Here is a 24969-nt window from a genome sequence, read left to right as displayed (position 1 = left end):
CTCAACTCCCGAAATCGTCGAAAAAAATCCGGCCCGGCGGCACGCCCGCCTCGTTCAGGACACCCATCACCGCCGCGATCATCAGCGGCGGCCCGCAGAGGTAGTAGTCGCACGCCTCGGGCTCCGGGTGATCGCGCAGGAAGCCTTCGCGCAAGGCCACATGGACGAAGCCCGTCCGTCCTTCCCAGCCGTCATCGGGACGCGGATCCGAAAGCGCGACCTCGAAGCGGAAATTCGGATGGTGCCGGGTCAGCGCCGTGAACTCTTCTGCGTAGAACAGGTCGTCGCGGCGGCGCGCGCCGTACCAGAAGCTGATCGGCTGCGGCGCGCCTTGGTCGAGCCGCTCATGGATGATCGCCCGAAGCGGTGCCATACCGACGCCACCGCCGACCAACACCATCTCGCGCGTTCCCTGCTGCGCACGGAAATCGCCATGCGGGCCACTCGCCGCGATCCGGGCGCCCTCCTTCACATGAAAGAGCCAGGACGACACCGCGCCCGGCGGCAGGCGAGGCCGGTCGGGCGGCGGCAGGGCGAGGCGGATAAGGAGTACGAGTTGACCCTGCCTGCGATCGGCGGGGGTGCTGGCGATGGAATAGGCGCGGGTGACCGGTGCCGTCACGATGGCGCGCAATGCCCTGAGCTCGGCCCAGTCCTCCGAAAATCGCTCCGGCACCTCGATCGCGTCGAAGCCGAGATCATGCGGCGGCGCGGTCAGCGACACGAAGGCCCCGGCCTTCACCGAAGCCGTCACATCGGGCGGCGCGTCGAGCACGATTTCGCGGATCAGCGGCGTCAGGAAGCGTGTGCGCAGAACGGTGCCTTCGAAGCCACGCGCCCCAAGGATCGCTTCCGGCAGCTCGATCGTGAGCGGCGCACGCAGCCGGATCTGGCAGGCGAGGTGCATGCCTTGGCGTCGCTCCGCCCGCGACAGCCGGGCCCGCTCCGCCGGCATCGGTGCCACGATCTCTCCGCGGACCCGCACACGGCACTGGCCACAGGTCCCTGCCCCGCCGCAGGCGGCCGGCAACAGGATGTCCTGCGCGGCCAAGGCGCCCAACAGGTCGGTGCCGAAGCGGCTTTCGAATGGCGCGCGGTCGTTCACCGTGACGGCGACGGGCAGGTCGGGCACCAGCCGCCGCCTTGCGATCAGCAAGGCGGTGCTGAGCGCCAGCACCAGTGTCACCAGCAACACGACGCCTGCCAGAACCCCGGTCATTGGGCCAGCCCTCCGAACCCCGAAAACCCGAGCGACATCAGACCGGTGACGATGAAGGCGCCGCCGAGCCCGCGCAGCCCCTCTGGCATGTCGGCATAGCGCAGCCGTTCGCGGATCGCGGCGAAGGCGATGATCGCGAGGGCCCAGCCGATACCGCTGCCGATCCCCCAGACCACCGCTTCGAGCGGATCGTAGCGCCGCTCCACCATGAACAGGCTGCCGCCGAGGATCGCGCAGTTCACGGTGATCAGCGGCAGGAACACCCCCAGCGCGCGGTGCAGTGCCGGCACGAAACGGTCGAGCAGAAGCTCCATCAGCTGCACCATCGCGGCGATGACGCCGATGAAGACGATGATCCGCAGAAAGCTCAGATCGATCTCCGGCAGTCCGATCCAGTGCAGGGCGCCGGGGGCGAGCAGGACGGCATGGATCAGCGCGTTGACCGGCACCGTCACGCCCTGGACCACGATCACCGCGATGCCGAGGCCCAGCGCCGTCGAGAGCCGCTGCGACACCGCGAGGAAGGTGCAGATGCCGAGAAAGAAGGACAGCGCGAGGTTGTCGGTGAGGATCGCGGCGAACAGGATCTCGGTCATGGCCACGTCCCGTCCTGCCGCAGGAGAAGGCGATGATCCGGTCGTTCGATCTGCTCGGGACGCGCCGCGCGGATCGCCCAGACGAGCAGCCCGATGATGAAAAAGGCCGAGGGCGCGAGCTGCATCAGCCGCAGCGGCTCGAACCATCCCCCCTGATCCGCCAGCGGCAGCACCGGAATGCCCGCGAGCCTGCCGGTACCGAGAAGCTCGCGGATCGTCGCGACGATGACCAGCACCAAGCCGTAGCCCAAGGCATTGCCCAGCGCGTCGAGCACCGAAGCCCTGACGGGATGATGCATGGCGAAGCTTTCGGCCCGGCCCAGAACGATACAGTTGGTCACGATCAGCCCGACGAAGATCGACAGCCTCTGGCTGATCTCGAAGGCATAGGCGCGCAGCACCTCGTCGGTGACGATGACCAGCGTGGCGATGATGGTGATCTGCAGGATCAACCGGATCGCCTGCGGGATATGGCGCCGGATCGCGCTGATGATCGCGGCCGAGGCGCAGAGCACGAAGATCAGCGCTGCCGCCATGGTCAAAGCCGTCGCCAGCGCCGTGGTCACCGCAAGCGCCGAGCAGATGCCGAGGATCTGCAGCGTCACCGGGTTCGACCGGATCAGCGGGTCCGTCAGGTGGTGCGACAGCCGCATCATCCCATCCCCTCCTCTGCCAGTCGGTCGAGAAACGGGCCATAGCCCCATGGCCCCATCCAGAAGCGCAGCATGGCGGTGATGCCGTTGCCGGTGCGGGTGGCGCCCGAGATACCGTCGACCTCGAAGGGCGTGGTGGCCGCGCCGCGCACCACCTCGATGCGGATCGCGCCGCTGTCGTCGGTGATGCGGCGGCCGGGCCAGAGCGCCTGCCAGTCGGGGCGTTCGATCTGCGCGCCGAGGCCTGGCGTCTCGCCTTGCTCGGTCACGGTCAGCGCCGCGACCGTATCCAGATCGGCTTCGAGCGCGAGCAGCGCGTGGATGGTCGACTGGTAGCCCGTGCCACGCATCGGCAGCACCAGCAGCACCGGCACGCCATCACGTTCGAGCAGGTGGATCGCGGCCACCTTCTCGCGTCGCCCGAGCCCGGCGATGTCGGCTTCGGGCGGCAATTCGACCCCGGTGTCGGGACCACGCGCCGCCTGCACGGGATCGAGACCGGATGTCGCGCCGGGCAGCACCCGGCCCGTCTCCAGATCGACGAGGTGGCTTTGCAGCTCTGTCACCCCCGCCTCCTCCATCACCATGCGCAGCCCCGGCAGAGCGTCGACCATGGCCTGCATCCGGGCGGCGCGGGCGGCCTCGAGATTGGCGGCCTGCCGTGGCTCCAGCAGCATCGCCGTGGTCGACACGGTAAGCGCCGCACCCAGCGCCACCAGTCCGGCCATGCCCAGGGCCTTGACCGGGTCCTCGTTGGACCGCGCCAGAAACCGTGCCCATGGGTTCCGCACCTCAGCCATGGCGCAACCCATCGCGCCAATCGGCGATCGCGATCACGCCCGCATCGACCAGCGGCGCGAAAAGGCCCGCGAGGAGCACCGCGAAAACGCCGGCCGACATGTCGAGACCGCGTGTCTCCGGCGCGCCCAGAAGCACGATCAGCCCGCCCACCATCAGGCCCGACAGCCATTGCCCCGGCCCGGTGACAGGCGCGCCGAAGGGATCCGCCGCGAAATGTATCAGGAGAATGGCGAACGGCGCGGCCAGCGCGGGATCGAGTTCGCTCGGCCCTGTCGCCAGCACAACGCCCACGGCCCCGGCCAACACGACCCGCCACGGCGCGAGCCCCGCCAACATGAGCAGCAGACCACCGGGCAAGGCGAACCATATGACTGACTGTGATGGCATGACGGGTGCGAGCGGCGGGAACGAGAAGGCAAGGAGCACCAAAGCCAGCGCGGCGATGCTGAGGAACCCGAAGCCCGCGCCGCCGAAGACGAGTGCGCCCAGCACGATCGCCAGGGACAAGGCCAGCGCGAGCTGCCAGGACGCCGCCTCGGGCGGAGCGAACAGCATCACGAGCAGCGCCGGCACCAGCACCTCGAGGATCGGCCCGCGGCCCCGGATCTCGGCAAAGACGAAGGCGCAGGCCAAGGCCGCCGTGACCACCGCAAGGGCGCGCGGCCAGACCGCACCCGGTGCCTGCAGGAACAGGAGCGCCATGGGCGGCGCGAGAGCGATCAGTCGGAGCGCCACGGCGTCGCGGGCGGCCCGCCGCCTCAGCCGCATGACGGGGCCGCCCCTCATCCTCCGGCCTCCAGCTCATCAAGGACTCGGCGCAGCAGCGCGCCGTAATTCGCGCCGCTGGCGCAGATCGCGCTCGCCGCGCGCATGTCCTCCTCCACCAGATCGAGACAACCATGCCTGCGGGCCGCCTCGGCATCGCCGATTTGCAGCGCCCTGAGCAGCGGGATCGCGCGCAGCCGCATCGGAAGCGTCGCGGTCAAGGCAGGCACCGGCACGATCGGCCCGAGCACCTGTTCGGATGGTGGGCCGGGCTCATGGCGCGGGTCGATCCGCGATTCGTTGCGCCTGAGCGAACGGGACACAGGGCGTGGCCAGCCAGCCTCCTCAATCGCGTCCGCAAGGTCGGCGCCCAGAGCCATCCGGTGCAGCCCTACAACCTCGCCCGAAGCTGCGACGATCTCGACGAGACGCGTGGTGTCGAACAGGCCCTCGCCACGGAGCCGCCCGAGCGCGATCGCCGACTGCACGTCGAGAATCCAGACCTCGCCCCCATGGGCCACGCTGCATCGCCTCCGCAGCCTGAAGGCCATGCCGTCATGGCGCGGCGCGGCCGTGTCGATCTCGATCCGCCCCTCCGCCGGGATCAACGCGACCCCGCCATGTTGGCACAGGATCACCGGCCCCTCGGTCAGATCGCACAGCGCGCGCAAGCCGTGTCCCAGCGCGCGAGGGGCGCCCTGCGCCGCTGCGACCCCCGCGCCATCCAGCGCGTTCACGAGGATCGCCTTGGGTCGCGCCTCCGGATCAGGCACGCGGCCGAAGGGCCGGGTGCGCAGGTCCGGCCAGATCCCATGCGCCAGCATCACGTCACGGGTATCTCCCGCAGCCGTCGCCGGGACCGCCATCGCCCGACCTTCGGGCCGGATCACGACCCGGACGGCGCGGCGGCCGAGCCCGGTCTCGACCCGCTCCACACGGCCCGCCACCGTCGCCACCACCCGGATCTCGGGCCGCGCCCTGTCATGCATGACCGGCGTACCGGGCACGACCTCCGCCCCCTCCTCGATACAGGCCACCGGGCGCAGGCCCGGCAGATCGCTTGCCTCCAGCCTGACCATGCGAGGGGTGCGGGCTGGCGTGCCGAAGGGGTCTTGGCGATCCGGCTCGAGACAGGACATGATGACCTCCGTGGCGGCGTCTTTTCCCTGCTTCCGCCAGAAGCCGGCCCGCGACCTTGATCTGCATCAAGGATCGCCTCGATCATGCCGCGCATCATCGGGGCATGTGGTTCCAGAGCCGTGGAGAGACGCCATGCGCCATCCTGCTTTCCTCCTGCCCGCGCTGCTGACCGGCAGCCTCGTTCCGATCTGGTCACAGGCGCAGGGCACCGAACCCACGCCCGAGGAGATCGTCGAGGACTGGATGGCCTCGGGTCACGCCGATGCCATGGCAGAGGCGTTCCGCCACTGGGACGAGGAGGGCGAAATCCCCGGCGCCTGCGCGGCCTGCCATTCCACAACGGGTTTCGCAGACTACCTCGCCTCGCCGATGACCACCGTCGGCGCCATCGACCATCCCGTTCCCACCGGGGAGCTAGTCGAATGCACCTCCTGTCATGCTCCCGAAGCGGCGTCGCTCGCCACAGTACCCTTCCCCTCAGGCGCGGCGGTTTCTCTCGGGTCGGGCATGGCGGTATGCGCGGTCTGCCATCAGGGCCGCGCGTCCGGGGAGGCTGTCGAAACGGCCGTTTCGGATCTCGACGACGACGAGGTGTCTGACCGGCTGAGTTTCATCAATGTCCATTATTCCGCGGCTGCGGCAACATTGCTGGGTGCCGAGGTCGGTGGCGGCTACGAGTACCCGGGTCAGAGCTATTCGGGACGTTTCGCGCATGTCCCGGGATTCGACGACTGCGCAGGCTGCCACGGCGCACATGACACGGCGATCGAAATCGCGGACTGCACGAGCTGTCACGCAGGTGTGACGGACTCGCGCGCGATCCGAACGACTTCGGCGGATCTAGACGGCGACGGTGATACCGCCGAAGGCATCGCCTCGGAGATCGCAACCCTGCACGAACATCTGCACATGATGATCCGGCTCTACGCCGAAACCATCCCTGACGCGGCCATTCTCTACGCGCCGGACAGCTATCCCTACTTCTTTACCGATCTCGACGACGATGGTCAGGCCAGCGCGGAGGAAACAATGCGCGACAACCGCTATGCCAACTGGACACCGCGATTACTGCGTGCAGCCTACAACTACCAGTTCGTCGCGAAAGACGGGGGCAGCCATGCCCACAATCCCCATTATGCGGCGCAACTTCTGATCGATAGCGTGAACGACCTGGCAGCAGCCCTGCCCCAAGCTCAAGGAGACGCCTTCAGCAGGCCGTGAAACAAAGGTGCGGCTGTCTGATGATGCGGATTGATCAGCGTTCCGACATCACCACTGAGCGGTCCTCGACCGGTTCCCTAAAATGAAGATGCGGGTCCGGGCATCGTCCTGCGGATTCTATCAAGAGCGCGATCCAGCCGATCGCTTCTACAGCACCAAAATCTCTTGCATAGGATAAACACCGAGCTACCCTACTGCGATGTCATACACGCAGGTGGTTGCCGGACTTTCCCTCGATCCATCAGGGACTTAGGAAAACTCGAAATCTTACTGGGGCTCCTACCACCCCAGCCAGGTTTTTCCCAAAACCTAACGGAATCAGAGCCTCCAAGCGCTCTGGATCGACTCATGTGCTACAGCCGTTTGCGACTGTGACACAGCGTGTGACACATGATGTGACACTGCCCCGATCTTCCCGCCCTTCCGGTCGTCGTAGAGCCAAGCACCATGCCGGGCCCTATCTGCTGCGCCGGGGGCGGGTCTTCTACTTCCCAAAACGGCTCCCTCAGTCCGCCCCAAACCAGGGATCCAACCTTTTTCTGTGCCTCTCGCCGCGAACCGAAATCCTGCTCGATGGACGGAACGCGCACATGACCGATGGCGTGATGCGAGCGGCGCAGGGACCAGCGCCGCCTGATCGCCAACTCTAGAGAGGACCACGACATGTCCACCACCCTCTTCGAAAAGGTCGCGCTCGGGGCCTCCGGCCTCACCACGCTCGCCATCGGCAGCTTCATCGTCAGCGCGCCGCATGCGTTCTACGCGAGCTACGGCATTGCGCTCAGGCAGGATGCGTCCCTGCTCGGCGAGCCTCGCGTGCCCGGCACGGGACTCGCCGGCTTCGACATCTTCATGCTGCTCGGCATCTGGCGGCGCGCGATCCTGCCAATCTCGGTCGCAGTGGCCCTGACGGCCTTCCTCGCCTTTCCGGCGGTGCGACTGGTCGGCCTGGTCCTCGACGGCATGCCGTCCGGCAGCGTGATCGCCGCTCTCATCGTCGAGATCGCTATCGCCGCGTTCCGACGCCGACTCCGGCAGCCAGCGTCCCCGCCCTTCGCGGCATACCCCATGCGCTAACCACGCGCGCGGCGCGGCTCTTCTCGCCGCGCCGCCCCTTCAGCCGAAGGAGTCCAGACCGATGTCGCCCCTCGTCTTCTACCTCGCCCCTTCGCCGTTCTCGCCTACGCGCTGGTCGGTGGCGTCTCCCTCGCCTTTTCCGATTTCATCATGCATTCGCTGTTGCTCACCAGCAGCCATGGCGGCGCTTCTGCTCGTCGGATTGACGACGCTGTCCCAGTCGCAGCCTGCGTGACGCAAAGGGGGCGAGACATGGCCGGACAAACGACCCTCGTCCTGCTCTACGGTCGGATCGCTTCAGGCAAGTCCACCCTCGCCACCAAGCTCGGCCGCCATCCCGGAACTGTGATCATCCGCCTGCGAGAACCACGGGTCTTCGGCCTTTGCAGCGAGGAAACGAGGCCGATCGGCCACCCTTGGCGACCCGGTGACCAGCCCTGTCACTCGGCAGGGCTGGTCGGGTCATGGGCCGGGGCACAGCCCTGAGACTGGCGACGATCAGAATTCGAAGCGATGTCAGGCGGCGACCTCCTTCCCCAACGCCGTCTGGCCGCCCCGCAGAAGCACGATCCCCACGGCAACGAACCACGCGATAGCGCCAAGGCCGAAGACGGCGCCGGCGGTCTCCCCGAGCGGCGGCAGGATGGTCACGAGCCCGGCGAAGCCGCTGATCGCGCCGATCCCGGCCGTGACGCGGCCGAGAAGGCCGCTCGCAAGCCCTGCGAGGCTGACCGCCAGGATCCATGCGCCGCCGGCGATCTCGTTGCCGCCGCCCAAGCCCAGTTCGACCGCGTGCAGCGTCTGCCAGAGGGAGGCCGCGGCCGCCGGGTCCGCGGCGAGCGCATGTGTCCGTTCGACGGCGACATTCGCGATCATGCCGGCGCCGAGGACGAGGGTGGCCCAGATCAGCCCGATCGCCCCGGTCAGGGCGGCGGCGTCGGGCCGCGAATTGGCGATCTGCCGGCGGAGCGCAACGACGAGAACCGCGAGCGCCAGCGCGTTCACGACGTAGATCAGGGTGTTCCAGACGATCAGCACGCCCGGGCGGTCCGCGATGAAGGCCACGACGGCGGCGACGTCGATCTCGTCCGAGCCGAAACCCAGCGGCGCGAGCACGGTGACAAGCAAGGCGAAGCCAAACAGATAGGTGGCGGCGCAGGTCAGGGCGGCGAGGCCGCCGGCTTTGCGGAGGGTCATGAGCGAGTTCCTTTCGGTTGGCGCGCCGCTTCCGCGGCGAGGGTTTCGAAGTGGTCGGTGAGGCGCCGCGTCCCGAAGCGGGGCGCGACCATGTCCATTCCGAGCGCGGTCAGGAAGAAGCGCGCGGGGCCGCTCACGCGGCGCGGCAGGAGCGGCAGGACGGCGAGCGCGGTCCGGCGCAGGGCGTCCGGCAGACAGGTGATGCGCGGCGCGGTCCCGAGTGCGTCGAAGGCGGCGCGGGCGATCTCGCCCTGAGTCATCACGTCGGGGCCGCCGATCTCGGCCCAGCCCCGGCCGGCGTCGGTCGCGTCGGCGATGGCCACCGCCAGATCGGCGCCATGAATGGGGTTGAGGCGCTGCGCCCCGTCCCCGAACAGCCAGACGCGGCCCTTGCGCGCCATCGCGAACATTTCGCCCATGTCCGAGAAGAAGCCGTTGGGCGCGATCACGGTCGCGGGCATGTCGGAGGCGTGGAGCGCGTCCACGAAGGCGCTCTTGGCATCGACAAGCGGCACGCCCTTCATGGCGTCGGCATTCAGGACATGCACATAGGCGAAGCGTCCGACGCCCGCGGCCTCGGCCTCGCGCAGCAGGTTCAGGTTCGCCTGGAAGTCGACCTCCCGGTAGCCGGGCCCGTCTGCCTGCCGGGTGATGCCAAGCGACGAGACGACGAGGTCCACGCCGTCCATGATCCCCTCGAGCGTCTCGGGCCGGGTGGCCTCGGCCTCGATCGACAGATCGGCAAGATCCCCGGCCCGCGTGGTGTCGCGGACCAGCGCGGTGACGTGGTGCCCGCGTCGCAGGTATTCGGCGCAGAGAAAGCGCCCGAGATAGCCGGTCGCGCCGGCAACGAGAACGTTCATGGGTCGTCTCCGGTGTTCATGACAGGCCGACGCCGAGCGCGGCGGCGGCCATGAGAAAGAGGACCGGCGTCCAGAGCAGGCGCTCCGGGCGCGAGGGGCTGGCAGCGTTCGCGGCGAGCGACAGCAGCGTGAGCGCGAGGGCGGGCCAGAACAGGAGCGCCAAAGGCGACGCGCCGATGCCGGCCCTGGCGAGCACCGCCCCGGCCATGGTTGCAAGCAGCGCGGCCTGGACCAGCGCCAGCGCCCGCCAGGCCGGCGGCAGGCGGCCGGGAAAGCGACCGCCGACCGTCAGGCGGCCGAGCGGGGCACCGGCGGCGACGCCCAAGTGCATCAGGATGGGCAGTGCAGTCAGCCCGGCATAGGCGAAGGCGAGGATCTGGGTCATGGACGGGACCCTCACCACCGCAGCAAGCGCGCCGGAAGCGACCGCCGCGGGCTGCGCGGCCTCCCCTCGGGCAGGCCGAGATCGCCCCACAGGTGCCGGGGCGGAGACGCGCGGCGCCCTGTCGGGTGGCCCGTCCCCCCGGTCAGCAGGTGGTGCAGGCCCTCCATGCGGGTGCGGACATCATGCATGGCTTCCTCCCTCAGTTCACGACCGCATGGCCGCGGCCGCGCAGGCAGTTCAGGACTCTTCTCGCCGTAGGCGGCGCCGGTCTGGCCACCTACCTCGAGCTCCATCAGGCGCTCGGCCGCAAAGCCGATCATCTCCCGCAGAAGATCCGCCTCACCGCTCTTCTCGACGAGCTCTCTCAGGTCCATCATGGGTTTGGTCATCGGGGGCATCCCTCGGTTCAGGTTGGCTTTCGCAAACCGACCCTACCGAGAAACCCGACGGCCGCCTCAGCTACACCACGCCACGGGACATGACCCCACCTCCTGTGTTACCTTACGTCAATAGCGCCCGATCGTAGGGTTGTCGCATCATCATTGCAGGCCGAATTGTCGCCGTCATTGGTGCGTTCGGTTCGAGATTTCCGACTGGAAACATCACAGGCCCCGGCGGCTCTCGGGCCTGCGCCCATCCTTTCGAGGATTCATGCCGACGGCGGTGATCGATGAACCCCTCGCAGTCAGAGTGGAAAATTGACCAAATCGATTTCCTGGAGGGTCTGAAATGCTACGCTTCTCGAACATGACCGGAACCGCCGTTGTCGCACTTTCCAGCGCACTCACCATTCCCACCTCGCCTGCCGCGCAGGGGGTCGATCTTCCAACCACATGTGCCAGCGAGGCCGATGCTGCGGTCGACAGGGGCCTGACCCTGCTGCACAACATGATGTATATCGAAGCCGAGGCGGCCTTTGGGCAGGCTGCCGAGGCCGATCCCGACTGCGCCATGGCGCAGTGGGGGATCGCCATGGCCAACTTTCATCCCCTCTGGCCCGGGACACCGTCCGAAGCCGAAACGGCACGCGGCAATGATGCCGCCGGGCGGCTGGCCACCATGACGCCAGGCAGCGATCTCGAACAGGCGCTGGTCGATGCGGCAGCTGCCTTCTACGCGCCCGACCACGATGGCTACCCCGCCCGCCTCGCGGCCTGGGCCGAGGCGCAGCAGACCGCCCACGAGCGCAATCCCGACAATATCGACGCCGCCGCCCTTGCCGCGCTCGCCCGCTTGGCGACGGCGCCCGGCGGGGCGGAGCGGTTCGAGGTGAACGCGCGCGTGGGCGACGCGCTCGACGCCCTGCACGAAACCGCGCCCGAACATCCCGGCGTGATCCATTACGCGATCCATGCCTACGACAACCCGCCGCTCAAGGAGCGCGGTCTCCCCTATGCCGAGATCTACGACAAGGCGGCCCCGGAGGCGGCTCACGCGCTGCACATGCCGGCGCATATCTACACGCGGACGGGGGACTGGGCGAAATCGATCGACCTCAATCGCCGGTCGGCGGAAGCCGCTCTCGACACCTCCGGTGACGTGATCCAGTCCCATTACGCCCATGCGGTCGACTACATGGTCTATGGCCACCTGCAAATGGGACAGGCCGAGGAGGCGGCGCGGCTGGTGGACGAGATGCTCGCCATCGACAACCACCAGGCCAGCTTCGGCGGCGCCTATGCCCTGGCGGCGGCGCCGGTCCGTCTGCTGCTGGAGCAGGAGAATTGGGCCGAGGCCGCGGCGCTGTCGCCCGACATGCACGGCGCGATTCCGTGGGAAAACTTCCCCCAGACCGTCGCGATGCGCTGGTTCGCCAAGGGTTTGGGAGCCGCGCGCACCGACGACGTCGAGACGGCGCGCGCCGCCGTCGAGAAACTGGGCAGTCTGCGGGACGCCATGCGAGAGGATGGGCAGGACTATTGGGCGCGTCTCACCGAGGGTCAGATCCTCACGGTCGAGGCCTGGGTCGAACTGGCCGAGGGCAATGGTGACGCGGCGCTGACCAAGCAGCGGGCGGCGGCGGATCTGGAAGACGAGGCCGGCAAGAGCCCCGTGACCCCCGGTCATGTCCTGCCGGCGCGTGAACTTTTCGGCGACATGCTGAGCGCATTGGGGCGCCCCGACGACGCGCTTGAAGCCTATCGCGCAACCCTCGCCCTCTCGCCCAATCGCGCCCGCAGCTTGGCAAAGCTGGAATGACCGAGAAGATTGCTCGTCGGCGCCCGGCGCAACACGATCTCCGATAGACTCGAATTGGCAATTGGGGATCGTCACTTGCGGCAAACGACCGCTCTGTTTCGCGTAAGAGCCGTTGCGCCCGGCGGGCATGCCGCTGCCTTGGGCGTCGCCTCGCTGCCGCAAGTCAGCTTCGAGCCCGCAGCTGACGTATTGATACCGGCGTATGCTACCCTTGGCCAAGTAGGGCCGCGAACTTGCTGGCCAAGCCAGCGCAAGGGGTGAGGCTGCGAATGGTGGTGCATCGGCCATGCGAGAGCGCCCGATTGGGTTGCTCATGAAGACAGGCCGACCCACCCGGCTGATGCGAGTTTTCCCATGACCCGAAGGCATGAACTCGACTGGTTGCGGATCATTCTCTTTGCCTTGCTGGTTCCGCATCATGTCGCTGTTGGGTTCGTGGATTGGGGCGTCGACATCTACCGGTTCGTGAACGACCGGTTGGCCGGCGACGGACTGACCCTGTTCATCTACTGGAGCCACAGCTGGCGGCTCCCCTCGCTCTTCATGATAGCCGGGATCGGCACGTGGTTCCTGACCTCGAGGGGCGCAGGACCGCGGTTCATTGGCCGGCGGCTTCTGCGGCTCGGAGGGCCGCTTCTGTTCGGCACCATCTTCATCAATGTCTTTGGCGGCTATGCGATCGCCGTCATGACTGGCGACGCAGCCGGTTTCTCCGCCTTTTGGTGGACGTGGACGACAACCCCAGAGCTTCAGCAGGTTCAGCATCTGTGGTTCCTGATCAATCTCGCGCTCTACACCATGCTGTGCTGGCCGGTCTTCCGGTTTCGGGAACGCCTCGGAACTTCCATGCCGCAGCCGGGCATCCTGTGCACAATCCTGATCCTTCTGTCGGCGGGAACCGTCGTTCTACTGAAGCCGCATGCGGCAGCGCTCACCGGTGACAATTATCAGTTCGCGCTCTACCTTCTCTTCTTTTCGGGTGGCTATCTCATCGGAGCCGACCACGACCGTTTCCTGAAGTGGGCAGGCAGACGGGCATGGTGGCTGCTGGCCGGCGCGGTCCTGTTGTTCGGAGGCAAGGTGACGCTTCTCGCGATCGCGTTGCTGGAGGATGCCGCTGCGGGCCAAGCCCTCGCGGCCGGCGGTTGGCGGCCGGCAGGGCTGGCTCCTCCGAACGCGACCGCCTTTTCGGTGGTCGAAGCGGCGACGGCCTGGTGCTGGTGTATCGCCGCTCTCGGGCTGGCGGCGCGGTATCTCCACAGGCCAAGCCCGGTGCTGTCCGAATTGAACCGTGCGGTGTTTCCGCTCTACGTGCTCCACTTTCCACTGACCTTGGTCGGGCTGGCAGTGGTCGCACAGTTTCCAGCGCCATGGTGGATCGAATTCGGTCTCGTCTCGGCTTTCGTCTTCCTCGCGACATGGATCGCGTGGCGTCTGATGGACCGGCTGGGCCAAGCGAGGTTCCTCGTCGGCGGCAGAGCGCCTTTGCCTGCGGGATGATCGCTCATGGTCAAGCCGCCATCGATATGGCGCAGGTGGTTCCCGACCATGGGCGAGGGTGCGGATATGCGCCGCCTCACTGAAGAAATCTCGGAGGTTCAGGCTGATGAGGTCGAGATCATGACCCTCTGCCGTGACGCGCGCCAACACAGTATGCGGACACATCGTTTCCTTTCGCGATTGCAGGTCGGGTTTCACCTCCGGCAATGCCGGGACCGTCAATGGATGCAGACCGTGCCGACCAGCAGCATCGCCGGATCAAGGTCGAAGGCGGTTTCCAGATCCTCGCCGAACAGGGCGAGCCAGGCGTCCTGCGCCTGGTAAGCCAGCCGCTCGCGCGCGGCCGGGCAGGCAAAGCGGTGCGCGGCCATGGCTTGCATGTGGTGGACCAATTCGTGAACCAGGACCGACAGCTCCGCCGGGCTGCGGCCAGTCCAACCCTCGGAGAGGTAGATGGTGCCGGTGGCTTCGTCATAGAGCGCGACCACCCGGTCCGGGGCGACGCGTGCCCCGTCGCCATAGCGCATCGCGACCAGCTCCGGGCCGGGCAAGGTGACGAGACGCGGCTCGCGCTCGGCGGGTGGCAGGTCGAAATTGACTTCAAGCCACAGCGCGAGGGTGTCGAGAAGCGGCGGTGCGTCGCGCATCTGGCCCTCCTCTGCGGAAGCGGGAAACGGCGCTGCGGTGATGGTTGAGAAGCACAAGGCAAGCGTCGCGATGTAAGGGGCAGTGCGGAACATGATGATCCTCCCAAGGCCGTGACGGTGTCTTCTGAAGCTGCGGCCAAGCGGGGCCCAAGTCCTGAAAACGGCCTGAAGGGCGCTTGAAATTGTGCTAAAATCGGCAGGTCCAGCACCGGGTCATCGTCGTGGAGGCATGTGAGACCATCCGGATTGGCGACATCGTGCTGAACCCCAAGCGCGGTCGGCTCGTGGATGAGACCGGCGCCGAGCGGGTTCTGCGCGCCAAATCCTTTCGCGTGCTCGAACTCCTGCTGGCGCGGCGCGGGGAACTGGTGGCCAAGGACGATCTCCTGCGCGACGCATGGCCGGACGTCATCGTGTCCGACGACTCTCTGGCGCAATGCATAAGCGACATCAGGCGCGCGCTGGGACCGCGCGGTGCAGCGCTGCTGCGCACGGTGCCCCGGCGTGGCTACGTGCTCGAGAAAGAGACAGGGAATGCGCCGCCCGACAACCGACCGCAGCGCACGGTTCGGCTCGGCGCGGCCGTCGTCGTGGCCGTCGTCTTGGTGGGTCTGGGATGGCTGACGAAGCCTGCCGAACCGGACGCTTCGCCTGTGATGCAGGGCCGGGCCATTGCCGCCGAGACGCTGCTCGACGGGCGGAACTGGCAGAGACGAGAGGACAACGAGCAGGCGCGCGCGTTGCTCGAGGCAGCGGTCGCGGACGATCCCGACGACGCGGTGGCTTGGGCTGACCTTGGCCTGACCTACTGGCTCGAAGTCCAGCATCTCGCATGGGGCGGAGGCCGCCGCGAGATGGCGCGGGCCATCGAGATGGTGAAGCGTGCAGTGGCCCGAGGAGGCGGTTCCGACGCGCATCGGTTGCTGGCCGAAATGCGGCTGCTCTCCCCCTTTCCCGAGATGCGCTCTCCGGTCGATGCGCTGGCCAATGCGCGGGCGGCGGTGACGATCGAGCCCGATGAGGCCGATAACCTCGCCGTGCTGGCACATGTGCTGGCGCTGACCGGCCATGGCGCTGAAGCCGTGGGCCATATCGAGCAGGCATTGCGTCTCGATCCGACCCCGCCGGGGTGGTATCGGCAGGTGGCCGGGCTGAGCTATCTCGTCTCGCAGGAGCCGGCCCGTGCGGCGGAAGCCTTCGGTGCGCTGCATGGCGCCGGCACATTCACCGGCACGCGCTGGTGGCCCGGCTGGCTGCTGGCATCGAGCCTCGCGCAGGCAGGCCGCACCGATGAGGCGGCCGCGATCATTCAGGCCGCCGAGGGCCGCCGCCCGGAAAGCAGCATCGCCGCGGTGGCGCAGTCGCTCGACGGCTGGTCCGATCGCGACAGCCGGGAGCGGTTCCTCGACGGGCTGCGACGGGCCGGGCTGCCTGACTGATGCGCCCTAATCGATATGGCCCTGCGCCGAGGCAGCGCCTCGGCCTTCGGCATGGTTCAGATAACTTTCCCAGGCCGCGGCAAGCAGCGGATCGCGGGCGGTCTCCTCGGCGATCACCTTCGCCCAGGCCCGTCGCAGCCCTGCAAGGATCTCCTCGGGCCAATCATGGACCTCGACCCCTTCGGCGCGGAACCGCTCCAGTGCCGCCACCTGCCGCATCTGCGCCGTCTCGAGCGACCATGTCAGCGTCGCCTCGCAGGCCGCCTCGATCGCGGACCGACGGTCATCCGAGAGCGCCACCCAGCTGCGCTCGGGCATCAGCAGCTCAAGCGAGGTCGCCGGCTGCTGCCAGCCGGGCATGTAAAGATGCCCCGCCGCCTCGTGCAGGCCGAGATCGGCGTCGATCGACGGCAACGAGAACTCCGCCGCCGCGATCAGCCCGGTCTCCAGCGCCGGGCGGATGTCGGCCGCTGGTAACTCGTAGGGCACGACGCCGAGCGCCCTCAGCGTCAGCGCGCCGTAGCCGAAGGCACGCATGGGCAGCCCGTCGAGATCGGCGACCGTTTCGACAGGTGCGCGGAACCAGCCGCCACCCTCGGCCGGCAGGACTCCGCAATAGAAACTCCTGAGACCATGGCGCGCATAGATCGCGTCGAGCGCCTCGGCTCCACCGCCCTCGCGCATCCAGGCCGTGAAGCCCTCGGGGCCCGGTCCGAAAGGGAAGCCACTGAAGATCGCGAACGCCGGGTCCTCGCGGTGGTGATGACCGGCCGACCCCCAGACCGCGTCGATCAGACCGGCTTCGAGCGCGCCGAAGCTATCCTGATCGAGGACCATCCGGTCCCGCACCTCGATGACAAAGTGGCCCGCTGTCAGGCGCTCGACCTCGGCGGCGAAGTAGGACCCGGCTTCGCCGAATAGCTTCGGATAGAGCAGGCTGTTCATGCGCCAGCGTAGAACGTCCTCGTCGGCCGACGCCGCAGCGGAAGTCAGGCCGAGCGCCATGACCACCAGGCCCAGCCGGCGGACGGACAGAGAGTGACATGACATGTCGAGCGCCTTCACATGGAGCCGTTGGCACCGCCCATCATGTGCCCTTCCTAGCCGCCGATCAAACTTGGAGATGAACAGCCCCGTGTCTCGTGGACGCCTTCTTCCACAAATTTGAGGCAGGGAGACCATGATGAGCAGCATTTGGCAAATGTAGGTAGGCGTGGCAACGGGAACGGCCAAACTGGACCTAGGTGCTCGCCGCAGCGAACGTCACCTCCAAATTCAAAGCAGTCATTGCGCTTGGAGGAATGCTTCCGACTACCTTCTGGTAGAATAGAAGCCTGCGAGGTGCCTATGGGTCCTGATATTCCGGTCCGCTCTTACGGTATCGCCACCGATCTGCTGATCATGCGCGACTTGTCGCAGCTTGAGGATCGCGGCAATCATCTCGTGCTACGCACGCCGAGCCAACCCAGCTATTGGTATGGAAATCGGGTGATCCTCCGAGACCGACCGGATGACCCGGTAGCGCATGTGGCGCTGTCCAGGCGGGCATTTCCGGACAGCGCGCATATCTGTCTCGAATGGGACATACCCGGCCTCGCTCTCGGCTCGGCAGGAGATTATCTACTTTCGCAAGGTTTCGATCTGGATGCGGTCGAATTCCTCGTCCTGAAGGCACCGATTGCCGCACCCCCGCTGCCTGCGGGACTACGTTTTGGCATCGTAGACACCGCCTCCGCTTGGGCGCAGGTTGCCGCCCTTCAATACGAAACCAGCCTGGAGGACGGTTACAGCGGCTCCGACCACCGCGCGTTCATAACACGTCGTGTCGCCGGGTACCGGCGCTTGGTCGAAACTGGCTTGGGCTGCTGGTTCGGCGTTTTCGACGACACCCGCTTGGTGGCTGACATGGGAATCTTTCATGACGACCGTGTCGCGCGATACCAAGCGGTCGAAACTCGAATGGAATACCGTCGTCGCGGTATCTGCACTTCGCTTCTGGCAATCGCCAATGAGTGGGCCGTGTCCCGTGCGCCCGGCGTCAGTGTGCTGATCGCCGCAGATCCGGACAGCCCCGCTCATCGCATCTATCGACGTGCGGGCTTTGCGCCACTCGAACGGATAAGTGGAGCGGTGAAGCCGGGATACTGACCGATTGCAGTTTAAAATTTGCGGTCTCGGCCGAACCGGGACTCCCGCTCCCCGGAACAAGACACCGATGCCCGCTTTATTCGGTGGTCTCAACGGATCGACGCAGCCTGCATGATGGTCCATTGACACAATCGCAGCGAATGTCGGCTATTTGCCTCATCCCCCGGTGAACAGGCCAACTTACCTTCTTGGGGTAATCGCCGCCTCGTGGGAATGACATCGCCGGCCTCCTGCTGGTCCGATCGCGCGGAATGAGAGCTCTCTCATCTTCTTGCTCCAGCAGCAGGCTTGGGCTCGTTCGATCCAGCCTTGATCCGACACCTTGGGCCACCAGCGCGATCTCGGTGTGATGCCGGACCGTCCATATCCATGAGACACAAGCTGAAGCACATGGTTGGTTTTGCCCACTAAGCGGTTGACACAATATACCAAGATATCCAATAAAACACATTTATATCAATTACTTATACTGCAATCCTATTGCCTCAGCCAGGTTTTCCAGAAAACCCAATGAAGTCAGAGCCTCACATCGCTCTGGATCGCTTCATGCGCTACAGCCGTCTGCGGCTGTGACACCGCCTCGGCCCTCCCGCCCTTCCAGTCGCCGTAGAGCCGGTTCGTCAGCATGGACCGGGCCGCTTTCCTGAAGGCCCACGATCTCAAGCACTCCACGAGCCGTCGCGACAACTGCCATGACAATGCGCTCGACCAATGGCGGACAAGGTCTCGCCCGAGAACGCCTTCAACCTGCCCGGGCGCGAACGGATCGGGCGCTGGACCCGCCGCACGCGCGAAAAAGACCGGCGGAACGCGTTCAATGACATCGAGATGTCCTGCGAAGCGCAGGCATGCGCGAAACGGAATGCTGTCGTCCCTCGAGTTCGAGCGACAGCAGAAACCGAGGCACGAGGGCGTCCAGGAAACACGGGGCCATTCGATCCGCGTGGCAATGCCCAACCGCTATACCGTCCTTGGCATAGCTGTCACAAAGGTCGCGCCCCCCATCCGGGAAAGAGAGCCCCCGGTTTCGCGCAACAAAGCCATCCAGAACGCCCAGAGCACCATGATAAACCTGACAGCCGGCCAGTATTTCCTTCATGTGGCCCGTTTCAAATCCATTCGCCTTGCGGCTGAACGGCTGCATGTCTCCCCTTCGGCGATCAGCCGGCAGATCGTGAAGCTCGAACATGAATTCGGCGGACAGCTTCTCGATCGCCGCGCCGAGGGCGTGGAACTGACCGAGGCGGGCAAGCTGCTCGTCGATCATCTGGCCGTGGTCTTCAACCGCATCGAAGTGGCCAAGGGCGACATCGCCGATCTGTATGATCTCAAGGCCGGGACCGTTTCGATCGCCACCGTCGAGGGAATCACCGATCCGTTCCTGTCGGCGCATATCACCGGGTTTCGCGCCCGGCATCCGGGCGTCGAGTTCCGGGTGCGGATCCGGGGGCGCGAACGGGTGCTCGAAGCGGTCGAGCAGCATCTGTCGCAGATCGGCTTCGTCTATGACCACTATACCCATGAAGGGATCGAGACGGTCGGGCAATGGCGCCAGCCGCTTCTGGCGCTGGCGCCGCCCAAGCACCCGCTGGCGGATGGGCGCAAGCTCCGGCTCGACGATCTGGCCCAGGAGCCCTGCGTGATGCCGGATTCGGGCTTTGGCATCCATCACCTGCTCAACCGCGCCTTCGCCCGGATCGGCGTGACGCCGCGCCCGATCGTGGTCGCCGACCAGTTCCATTTCCTGATCCGGCACGCGATCCGCAACAACGCGATCGTCTATCTGCCGCTGCAGGCGGTGATGCGCGAGGTGACGCTCGGCCAGCTGGTGCCGCTGAACCTCGATTGCAACGATTTCGAGCATCGTTTCATCTATGCGGTGGTGCGGCGGGGGCAGCATCGCTCCCCCGCCTGCGAGGCCTTCATCGCCTCGATCCTTTCGGTCTTCGCGGAGGGCGAGACGTCGGATGCCGCGCTGCTCGCCCGCCTGCGCGCCGATCAGGCGTGAAGCTCGATCGTGATGTCGGCCTCGACCGGGGCGTTCAGCCCCAGCACGTGCTGGGTCAGCGCCGCGCGGGCATGGCGGCCGTTCTCTTCGCCCCATAGCGCGACGAACAGGTCGGAGACGCCGTTGAGCACCTTGTGCGGCTCGTAGAAATCAGGCGCGCAGGAGACGTAGCCGATCATCTTCACGATCCGCTTCACCCGGTCGAGATCGCCCAGCACCGCCTTCATCATGGCGAGGTGGTTGATCGCCATCAGCCGCGCCGAGGCATAGCCCTCCTCGATCGTGAGGTCCGATCCGACCCGTCCGACATAGGGCAGCACGTCGTTGTCGTTCTCGTCCGGCTGCGTGCCCAGCGTGCCGGAGGTGTAGAGCATGTTGCCCACCACCACGCCGGGGACGTAGTTGCCGATCGGTTTCGGCCGCCGGGGCAGGATGATGCCCATCTCGTTCAGCCGGCGTTCGGTATCATGTGCCAAGAGTCGGTCTCCAATGCGCTTTGCTGTGTGTGTGCGGTGCCAAATTAGGCATTTCGGGATCGACCACGAGCGCGCAGGCGGCAACAGGGCTTTGCCGAAGCGACAACAGCGCGGCGCGGCAAAACCTGCATTTCGCATGTTTTATTATTTCGTTTCAGACAGATAATGACGTCCGGCGGCAACGCCCCGCTCGCCTGCCGCGCATCGAGCTGTCGCACAGGGCAGTAGCCTTGCGGCAGGCTCTGCATAAGGGTGAGGCACCGGATCAACCGCAGGAGGGGACGACAGGTGCTCCAGGCTTCGCTCGAACATATCGCCCGCGGCTTGCGCGACGGCACGCTGAGCGCTGCCGCGCTCATGGCCGAAGCCACGGCGCGCCACGCTGCCACGGAGGACCGCCTGAACGCCTACAAGTGCTGGGACGGCGCGCGCGCCGCGCGGCAGGCGGGCGCCATCGACACGCTCATCGCGACCGGCGCCGATCTCGGCCCGATGATGGGGCTGCCGGTTTCGGTCAAGGATCTCTACGGTGTGCCGGGCCTGCCGGTCTTTGCCGGCACGGATACCGAGTTTCCGAAGGAGTGGCGCCGGGCCGGGCCGCTCGTGCGGCGCCTGCTCGACCAGCTTTGCGTCGTGACCGGCAAGACCCATACCGTGGAGTTCGCCTTCGGGGGCCTGGGCACCAATCCACATTGGGGCGCCCCGGTGAACCCGTGGTCGGCGCCGGGCGCGCCGCGCGCGGCGGGGGGATCGAGCTCGGGCGCGGGCGTGTCGCTCGCCCAGGGCAGCGCGCTCGCCGCGCTTGGCACCGACACCGCCGGATCGGTGCGCATTCCCGCCTCCTTCACCGGCCAGACCGCGCTCAAGACCACCCATGGCCGCTGGTCTGGCGACGGGATCGTGCCGCTGTCGCCCTCGATGGACACGCCCGGCCTGCTGGCCCGGACGGTCGCGGATCTGGCCTATCTCTTTGCCGCGGTCGAAGGGCGCGCGCGCGTCGCGCCCCGCGCGCCCGGCGGTCTGCGGATCGGCATCGTCACCAATCTCGTCTGGGACGATATCGACCCGGTCATCGCCGAGACCACCCGCGCCGCCATCGCCCGGCTGGAGCGGGCCGGGGCGCGGCTGGTGGAGGTGGAGCTGCCGCATCTCGACCGCGTGCTCGACATCTTCCGCCGGGGCGGTCTGGGGGCGCCCGAGCTGCGCGGCTTTCTGGAAGGGCATTTCCCCGAGCGGATCGCGCGGCTCGACCCGGCGGTCCGGGTGCGGGTCGACCAGGCCTGCGAGATCACCGCCGCCGATTACCTGCAGCGGCGCGAAACCCTCTCCGAAAGCGGGCGCGCGGCGGCGCGGGCCTTCGAGGGCATCGACCTGATGGTCACCCCGACCGTCCCGATCTCGGCGCCGCTTCTGGCCGATCTCGACGATCCCGAGACCTACCGGCACTCCAACATGATGGCGTTGCGCAACACCGCCATCGTCAATCTTCTGGGCTGGTGCGCCCTGACGCTGCCGACCGGGCTGGACGGCAACGGCATCCCCACCGGCCTGCAGATCATCGCCCCGCCCCACGAGGAGGAGCGGCTGCTCGCCGCCGGCCTCGGGGCCGAGGCGGTGCTGGGGGCGGCCCCCGAGCTTCTCGGGCCGCCGCCGCTCTGACCCCGACCACCACCAAGCAACAACAAGACGAACCAACAGGAGACGACATGTCCTATCGCACCCTCACGATCTCGCTAGCCATGGCCAGCGCCCTGCTCGGCTCCGCGGCCACGGCGGCGGAGTTCGAGTTCACCTTCGCCCACGTGCTGACCGAGGACACGCCCAACGCGCGCGCCGCGGTGGTGTTCAAGGAGGAGGTCGAGAAGAACTCCGACGGCCGGATCGAGATCAGCATCCGCCCCGCAGCCCAGCTCGGCGGCGATGTCGAGATCATCGAGCAGACCCAGATGGGGCTGGTCGACATCGCGATTCCGCCGACCGGCAACCTCGCCAATTTCAACGAGCAGATGTACCTGTTCGACCTGCCCTTCCTGATGGAGGGCGACGAGGCGATGAAGCGCGTGCTCGACGGCGAGGTCGGCACCGAGCTGCTCTCCACGCTGGAGGCCAACAACCTGCACGGCATCGCCATGTGGGGCGCGGGCTTCCGCAACATGACCAACAACATCCGCCCGATCGCCGGCCCCGGGGATCTCGAGGGCATCAAGATGCGCACGCTGCAGGCGCCGACGATCCTCTCCACCTATCGCACCTATGGCGCCAACCCGACCGCGATGGCCTATGTCGAGGTCTATAACGGCCTGCAGCAGGGCGTCGTCGAGGGGCAGGAGAACCCGCTGGCCAACATCGCCTCGATGAAGTTCCACGAGGTGCAGGACTACATGACGCTCACCAACCACGCCTACCACACCTATGCGGCGGTGATGAACCTGCAGGCCTGGAACAGCCTGCCCGACGATCTCAAGAGCGTGGTCGAGGCGGCGATGATCACGGGCCGCGACGCGGCGCGCGAATTCACCGTCCAGGACGAGGCGCGCATCCTCGAGGACATCGCGGACGAGATCGAGATCATCGAGCTGTCCGAGGAAGGCCGCGCCGCCTTCGTCGAGGCCTCGCAGCCGATCTACGAGGAGTTCCGTCCCAAGGTCTCGGACGCGCTGATGGACAAGGCCCTCGCGGCGGCCAAGGGCGAATGACCGGATCGGGGACCCGTTAGCATGATCGTCTGGCTCAACCGCATCGTCGACCGGATCGAGAGCGTTCTCGTCACGGGGCTCGTCCTCGTCGCCACGCTCGTCGCCATCCTGCAGGTCATCGCGCGCTACGTGTTCAACCATTCCCTGTTCTGGTCGGAGGAGCTGATCCTCTACTCGCTCATCACCATGAGCTTTCTGACCATGGGCATGGGGGTCCGCTATGCCTCGCATATCAGCGTCGAGGCGGTCTATGCCTTCGCGGGTCCCCGAACCGGCAAGATCCTCCAGATCGGGGCGGCCTGCCTCGGTCTGGTCTTTGCCGCCATGCTGGTCTGGTATGGCGGCAAGCTGGTGCTCAACACCTCGCGCATGGGCCAGCTGTCGCCCGCCATGCGCATTCCCGTCGGCTACATCTACGCCGTCATTCCCTCTGCCGGCCTCTTCATGATGCTGCGCTACCTGCTGGTCCTGCGGGATCTCGTGGGCGGGCGCCTCTACGAGCCGCCGCAGGCCGACATCAAAACCAGCTGAGGTCCGACATGGTTGGCGCTCTCGTTCCCGTCTTCTTCGGCCTGCTGATCTTCGGCCTGCCGATCTTCGCCGCGCTCGCGCTCGCCGTGGCGGCCGTCTTCTATTTCTGGGGCGGCATGGATCCCGTCCTCGTGCCGATGCGCATGTTCTCGGGCATGAACAACTTCTCGCTCATGTCCATTCCCTTCTTCATCCTCGCCGCCGAGCTGATGCGGATCGGCGGGCTGTCCGAACGGCTCATCGGGCTGGCGCGGGCGCTGATCGGCTGGCTGCCCGGCGGGCTCGCGGCCGCGGCGGTGGTGGCCTGCCTGATGTTCGGCTCGATCTCGGGCTCCAGCCCGGCCACGGTGATCGCGATCGGTTCGATCCTGTTCCCGGCGATGGTCGAGGCCGGCTACGACCGGCGCTTCTCGATCGGTCTGATCGCCACGGCGGGCACGCTGGGCCCGATCGTGCCGCCCTCGATCGCGCTGATCATCTATGGCTCGGTCACCGGCACCTCGGTGGGTCAGCTCTTTGCCGCCGGCCTGCTGCCGGCGCTGCTGATCGGCGGGCTGCTGGTCGGCTTCGCGACATGGTACTCGGCGCGCAAGGGGTACCCGCGCGACGCCTACCCTTCGGTGCGCAGCATTCTCGCCGCGCTGCGCCGCGCCGCCTGGGGGCTGGGCCTGCCGGTGATCCTTCTGGGCGGCATCTATTCGGGCGTCTTCACCCCCACCGAAAGCGCCGCCGCCGCCTGTCTCTATGGCTGGTTCGTCGGCGCGGTGGTCTATCGCAGCATCTCCGTGCCCGAAACGTTCAAGGTGTTGCGCAGCACCGGGCTGATCTCGGGTCCGCTGTTGCTGATCACGGCGGGCGCCTCGGCCTTCTCGTGGCTGCTGGCCTCGACCGGCGCGCCCGGCGATCTCGCGGCCTACGTGCTGTCGAGCACCGACAACCCGTTCTTCGTGATCGCGCTGTTCAACGTGATCCTGCTGCTGGCGGGCTGCTTTCTCGACAGCGCCTCGGCGATCATCATCCTCGGCCCGCTGATGATGCCGATCGCCCAGCAATTCGGCGTCGACCCGATCCATTTCGGGGTGATCATGCTGGTCAACCTCTCGGTGGGCATGCTGACCCCGCCGGTGGGGCTCAACCTCTTCGTCGCGATGGGCGTGGCCCGGATGAGCCTCGGCGAAGTGTTCCGCGCCACCTTGCCGACGATCCTGCTGATGTTGCTGGCGCTGATCCTGCTGTCCTACATCCCCGCCATCAGCATGGTTCTTCCGAACCTCATGTTCTGATGCGGCGCCCCGCCCGGTTTCCTTCGGGCGGGGCGTCTCGCGGCGGTGGCGGCGATAGCCGGGCGCGATGCAAAAGGTCGCGCGCGCGGGCATCGGATCGCCCTTCCGGCGCGGCGCCGACACCA

General features: G+C 66.9%; 23 protein-coding genes and 3 pseudogenes. 13 read left to right on the top strand and 13 right to left on the bottom strand.

Annotated elements, in window-relative coordinates; all coding sequences use genetic code 11:
• Position 1: 1 nt before the first annotated feature.
• Genes nqrF through LOKHON_RS07895 form a run of 6 tightly spaced genes read right to left on the bottom strand, consistent with a single transcriptional unit; the run spans position 2 to position 5173 of the window.
• Positions 2-1219, bottom strand: coding sequence for an NADH:ubiquinone reductase (Na(+)-transporting) subunit F (gene nqrF / locus LOKHON_RS07920; protein ID WP_017929146.1), 1218 nt, complete (start codon positions 1217-1219; stop codon positions 2-4).
• Complete coding sequence (gene nqrE / locus LOKHON_RS07915) at positions 1216-1815, bottom strand: NADH:ubiquinone reductase (Na(+)-transporting) subunit E (protein WP_017929147.1); 600 nt, start codon at positions 1813-1815, stop codon at positions 1216-1218. The genes nqrF and nqrE overlap by 4 nt, the downstream gene beginning before the upstream one ends.
• Entirely contained in the window at positions 1812-2471 is a 660-nt protein-coding gene (locus tag LOKHON_RS07910; RefSeq protein WP_017929148.1) for an NADH:ubiquinone reductase (Na(+)-transporting) subunit D, read from the bottom strand. Before LOKHON_RS07910 ends, nqrE begins: the two co-directional genes overlap by 4 nt.
• Positions 2468-3268, bottom strand: a complete 801-nt coding sequence (nqrC, locus tag LOKHON_RS07905; protein ID WP_017929149.1) for an NADH:ubiquinone reductase (Na(+)-transporting) subunit C — start codon at positions 3266-3268, stop codon at positions 2468-2470. Before nqrC ends, LOKHON_RS07910 begins: the two co-directional genes overlap by 4 nt.
• Positions 3261-4037 (bottom strand): RnfABCDGE type electron transport complex subunit D, encoded by a 777-nt coding sequence (locus tag LOKHON_RS07900; RefSeq protein WP_017929150.1) that lies wholly within the window; start codon positions 4035-4037, stop codon positions 3261-3263. The genes nqrC and LOKHON_RS07900 overlap by 8 nt, the downstream gene beginning before the upstream one ends.
• Before the next feature lie 14 nt (positions 4038-4051).
• On the bottom strand, positions 4052-5173 hold the full coding sequence (locus LOKHON_RS07895; protein WP_081610615.1) for a hypothetical protein: 1122 nt from the start codon (positions 5171-5173) through the stop codon (positions 4052-4054).
• Between the two features lie 133 nt (positions 5174-5306).
• Here LOKHON_RS07895 and LOKHON_RS07890 point away from each other — a divergent pair, with 133 nt between their 5' ends.
• Complete coding sequence (locus LOKHON_RS07890) at positions 5307-6395, top strand: hypothetical protein (RefSeq protein WP_017929152.1); 1089 nt, start codon at positions 5307-5309, stop codon at positions 6393-6395.
• A 663-nt stretch (positions 6396-7058) separates the two neighbouring features.
• Positions 7059-7472 carry a DUF4345 domain-containing protein gene (locus tag LOKHON_RS07885; protein ID WP_017929153.1) on the top strand — a complete coding sequence of 138 codons (414 nt, stop codon included), beginning with the start codon at positions 7059-7061 and terminating at the stop codon, positions 7470-7472.
• Positions 7473-7988: 516 nt separating this feature from the next.
• Here LOKHON_RS07885 and LOKHON_RS07880 read toward each other — a convergent pair.
• From LOKHON_RS07880 to LOKHON_RS15885, 4 genes and pseudogenes are all read right to left on the bottom strand, one after another.
• On the bottom strand, positions 7989-8669 hold the full coding sequence (locus LOKHON_RS07880) for a hypothetical protein (protein WP_017929154.1): 681 nt from the start codon (positions 8667-8669) through the stop codon (positions 7989-7991).
• Positions 8666-9532, bottom strand: a complete 867-nt coding sequence (locus LOKHON_RS07875; RefSeq protein ID WP_036082417.1) for an SDR family oxidoreductase — start codon at positions 9530-9532, stop codon at positions 8666-8668. The genes LOKHON_RS07880 and LOKHON_RS07875 overlap by 4 nt, the downstream gene beginning before the upstream one ends.
• 16 nt (positions 9533-9548) lie before the next feature.
• The gene (locus LOKHON_RS07870; RefSeq protein WP_017929075.1) at positions 9549-9917 is read right to left on the bottom strand and encodes a hypothetical protein; all 369 of its coding nucleotides are present in this window, start codon (positions 9915-9917) and stop codon (positions 9549-9551) included.
• 236 nt (positions 9918-10153) lie between these two features.
• A pseudogene (locus LOKHON_RS15885) lies at positions 10154-10306 on the bottom strand (IS256 family transposase); the annotation flags it as partial.
• 358 nt (positions 10307-10664) lie between these two features.
• Between LOKHON_RS15885 and LOKHON_RS07860 the strand changes: the two are divergent.
• Both LOKHON_RS07860 and LOKHON_RS07855 read left to right on the top strand, forming a co-directional pair.
• Complete coding sequence (locus LOKHON_RS07860) at positions 10665-12116, top strand: tetratricopeptide repeat protein (RefSeq protein ID WP_211205679.1); 1452 nt, start codon at positions 10665-10667, stop codon at positions 12114-12116.
• A gap of 354 nt (positions 12117-12470) precedes the next feature.
• Positions 12471-13616 (top strand): acyltransferase family protein, encoded by a 1146-nt coding sequence (locus LOKHON_RS07855; RefSeq protein WP_017929073.1) that lies wholly within the window; start codon positions 12471-12473, stop codon positions 13614-13616.
• Positions 13617-13834: 218 nt separating this feature from the next.
• On the opposite strand, the gene LOKHON_RS07850 is transcribed toward LOKHON_RS07855, so the two are convergent.
• On the bottom strand, positions 13835-14263 hold the full coding sequence (locus LOKHON_RS07850) for a DUF6647 family protein (RefSeq protein ID WP_017929072.1): 429 nt from the start codon (positions 14261-14263) through the stop codon (positions 13835-13837).
• A gap of 257 nt (positions 14264-14520) precedes the next feature.
• Here LOKHON_RS07850 and LOKHON_RS07845 point away from each other — a divergent pair, with 257 nt between their 5' ends.
• Positions 14521-15702, top strand: a complete 1182-nt coding sequence (locus tag LOKHON_RS07845; protein WP_245631441.1) for a winged helix-turn-helix domain-containing protein — start codon at positions 14521-14523, stop codon at positions 15700-15702.
• A 6-nt stretch (positions 15703-15708) separates the two neighbouring features.
• On the opposite strand, the gene LOKHON_RS07840 is transcribed toward LOKHON_RS07845, so the two are convergent.
• Positions 15709-16767: a TRAP transporter substrate-binding protein gene (locus LOKHON_RS07840; RefSeq protein ID WP_017929070.1), complete on the bottom strand. Its 1059-nt coding sequence runs from the start codon at positions 16765-16767 to the stop codon at positions 15709-15711.
• A 282-nt stretch (positions 16768-17049) separates the two neighbouring features.
• Between LOKHON_RS07840 and LOKHON_RS07835 the strand changes: the two genes are divergently transcribed.
• The 4 genes and pseudogenes from LOKHON_RS07835 (at position 17050) to LOKHON_RS07830 (ending at position 19858) form a co-directional block, all read left to right on the top strand.
• Positions 17050-17850 carry a GNAT family N-acetyltransferase gene (locus tag LOKHON_RS07835; RefSeq protein WP_026147543.1) on the top strand — a complete coding sequence of 267 codons (801 nt, stop codon included), beginning with the start codon at positions 17050-17052 and terminating at the stop codon, positions 17848-17850.
• Positions 17851-18460: 610 nt separating this feature from the next.
• A pseudogene (locus LOKHON_RS16455) lies at positions 18461-18766 on the top strand (IS3 family transposase); the annotation flags it as partial.
• Positions 18767-18799: 33 nt separating this feature from the next.
• Positions 18800-19042, top strand: a pseudogene (locus tag LOKHON_RS16675) (helix-turn-helix domain-containing protein); the annotation flags it as partial.
• 36 nt (positions 19043-19078) lie between these two features.
• On the top strand, positions 19079-19858 hold the full coding sequence (locus LOKHON_RS07830) for a LysR family transcriptional regulator substrate-binding protein (RefSeq protein WP_245631440.1): 780 nt from the start codon (positions 19079-19081) through the stop codon (positions 19856-19858).
• On the opposite strand, the gene LOKHON_RS07825 is transcribed toward LOKHON_RS07830, so the two are convergent.
• Positions 19849-20334, bottom strand: a complete 486-nt coding sequence (locus LOKHON_RS07825) for a RidA family protein (protein WP_060490108.1) — start codon at positions 20332-20334, stop codon at positions 19849-19851. The two genes, LOKHON_RS07830 and LOKHON_RS07825, sit on opposite strands and share 10 nt — an antisense overlap.
• A gap of 288 nt (positions 20335-20622) precedes the next feature.
• On the opposite strand from LOKHON_RS07825, the gene LOKHON_RS07820 reads away from it, so the two are divergent.
• The 4 genes from LOKHON_RS07820 to LOKHON_RS07805 are packed head-to-tail and all read left to right on the top strand — an operon-like array spanning position 20623 to position 24844.
• On the top strand, positions 20623-21993 hold the full coding sequence (locus LOKHON_RS07820; RefSeq protein WP_017929065.1) for an amidase: 1371 nt from the start codon (positions 20623-20625) through the stop codon (positions 21991-21993).
• 47 nt (positions 21994-22040) lie between these two features.
• Positions 22041-23030 (top strand): TRAP transporter substrate-binding protein, encoded by a 990-nt coding sequence (locus LOKHON_RS07815; protein ID WP_017929064.1) that lies wholly within the window; start codon positions 22041-22043, stop codon positions 23028-23030.
• A gap of 21 nt (positions 23031-23051) precedes the next feature.
• A complete protein-coding gene (locus tag LOKHON_RS07810) occupies positions 23052-23561 on the top strand; it encodes a TRAP transporter small permease (protein ID WP_017929063.1) in 510 nt (169 codons plus the stop codon).
• A gap of 8 nt (positions 23562-23569) precedes the next feature.
• The gene (locus LOKHON_RS07805) at positions 23570-24844 is read left to right on the top strand and encodes a TRAP transporter large permease (RefSeq protein ID WP_017929062.1); all 1275 of its coding nucleotides are present in this window, start codon (positions 23570-23572) and stop codon (positions 24842-24844) included.
• Positions 24845-24969: the final 125 nt, after the last annotated feature.

Origin of the sequence: Limimaricola hongkongensis DSM 17492, assembly GCF_000600975.2 — a bacterium.
GTDB lineage: Bacteria > Pseudomonadota > Alphaproteobacteria > Rhodobacterales > Rhodobacteraceae > Limimaricola > Limimaricola hongkongensis.
Note: the sequence above shows the minus strand (reverse complement) of the source record. Positions and strands in the feature narration are given on the sequence as shown.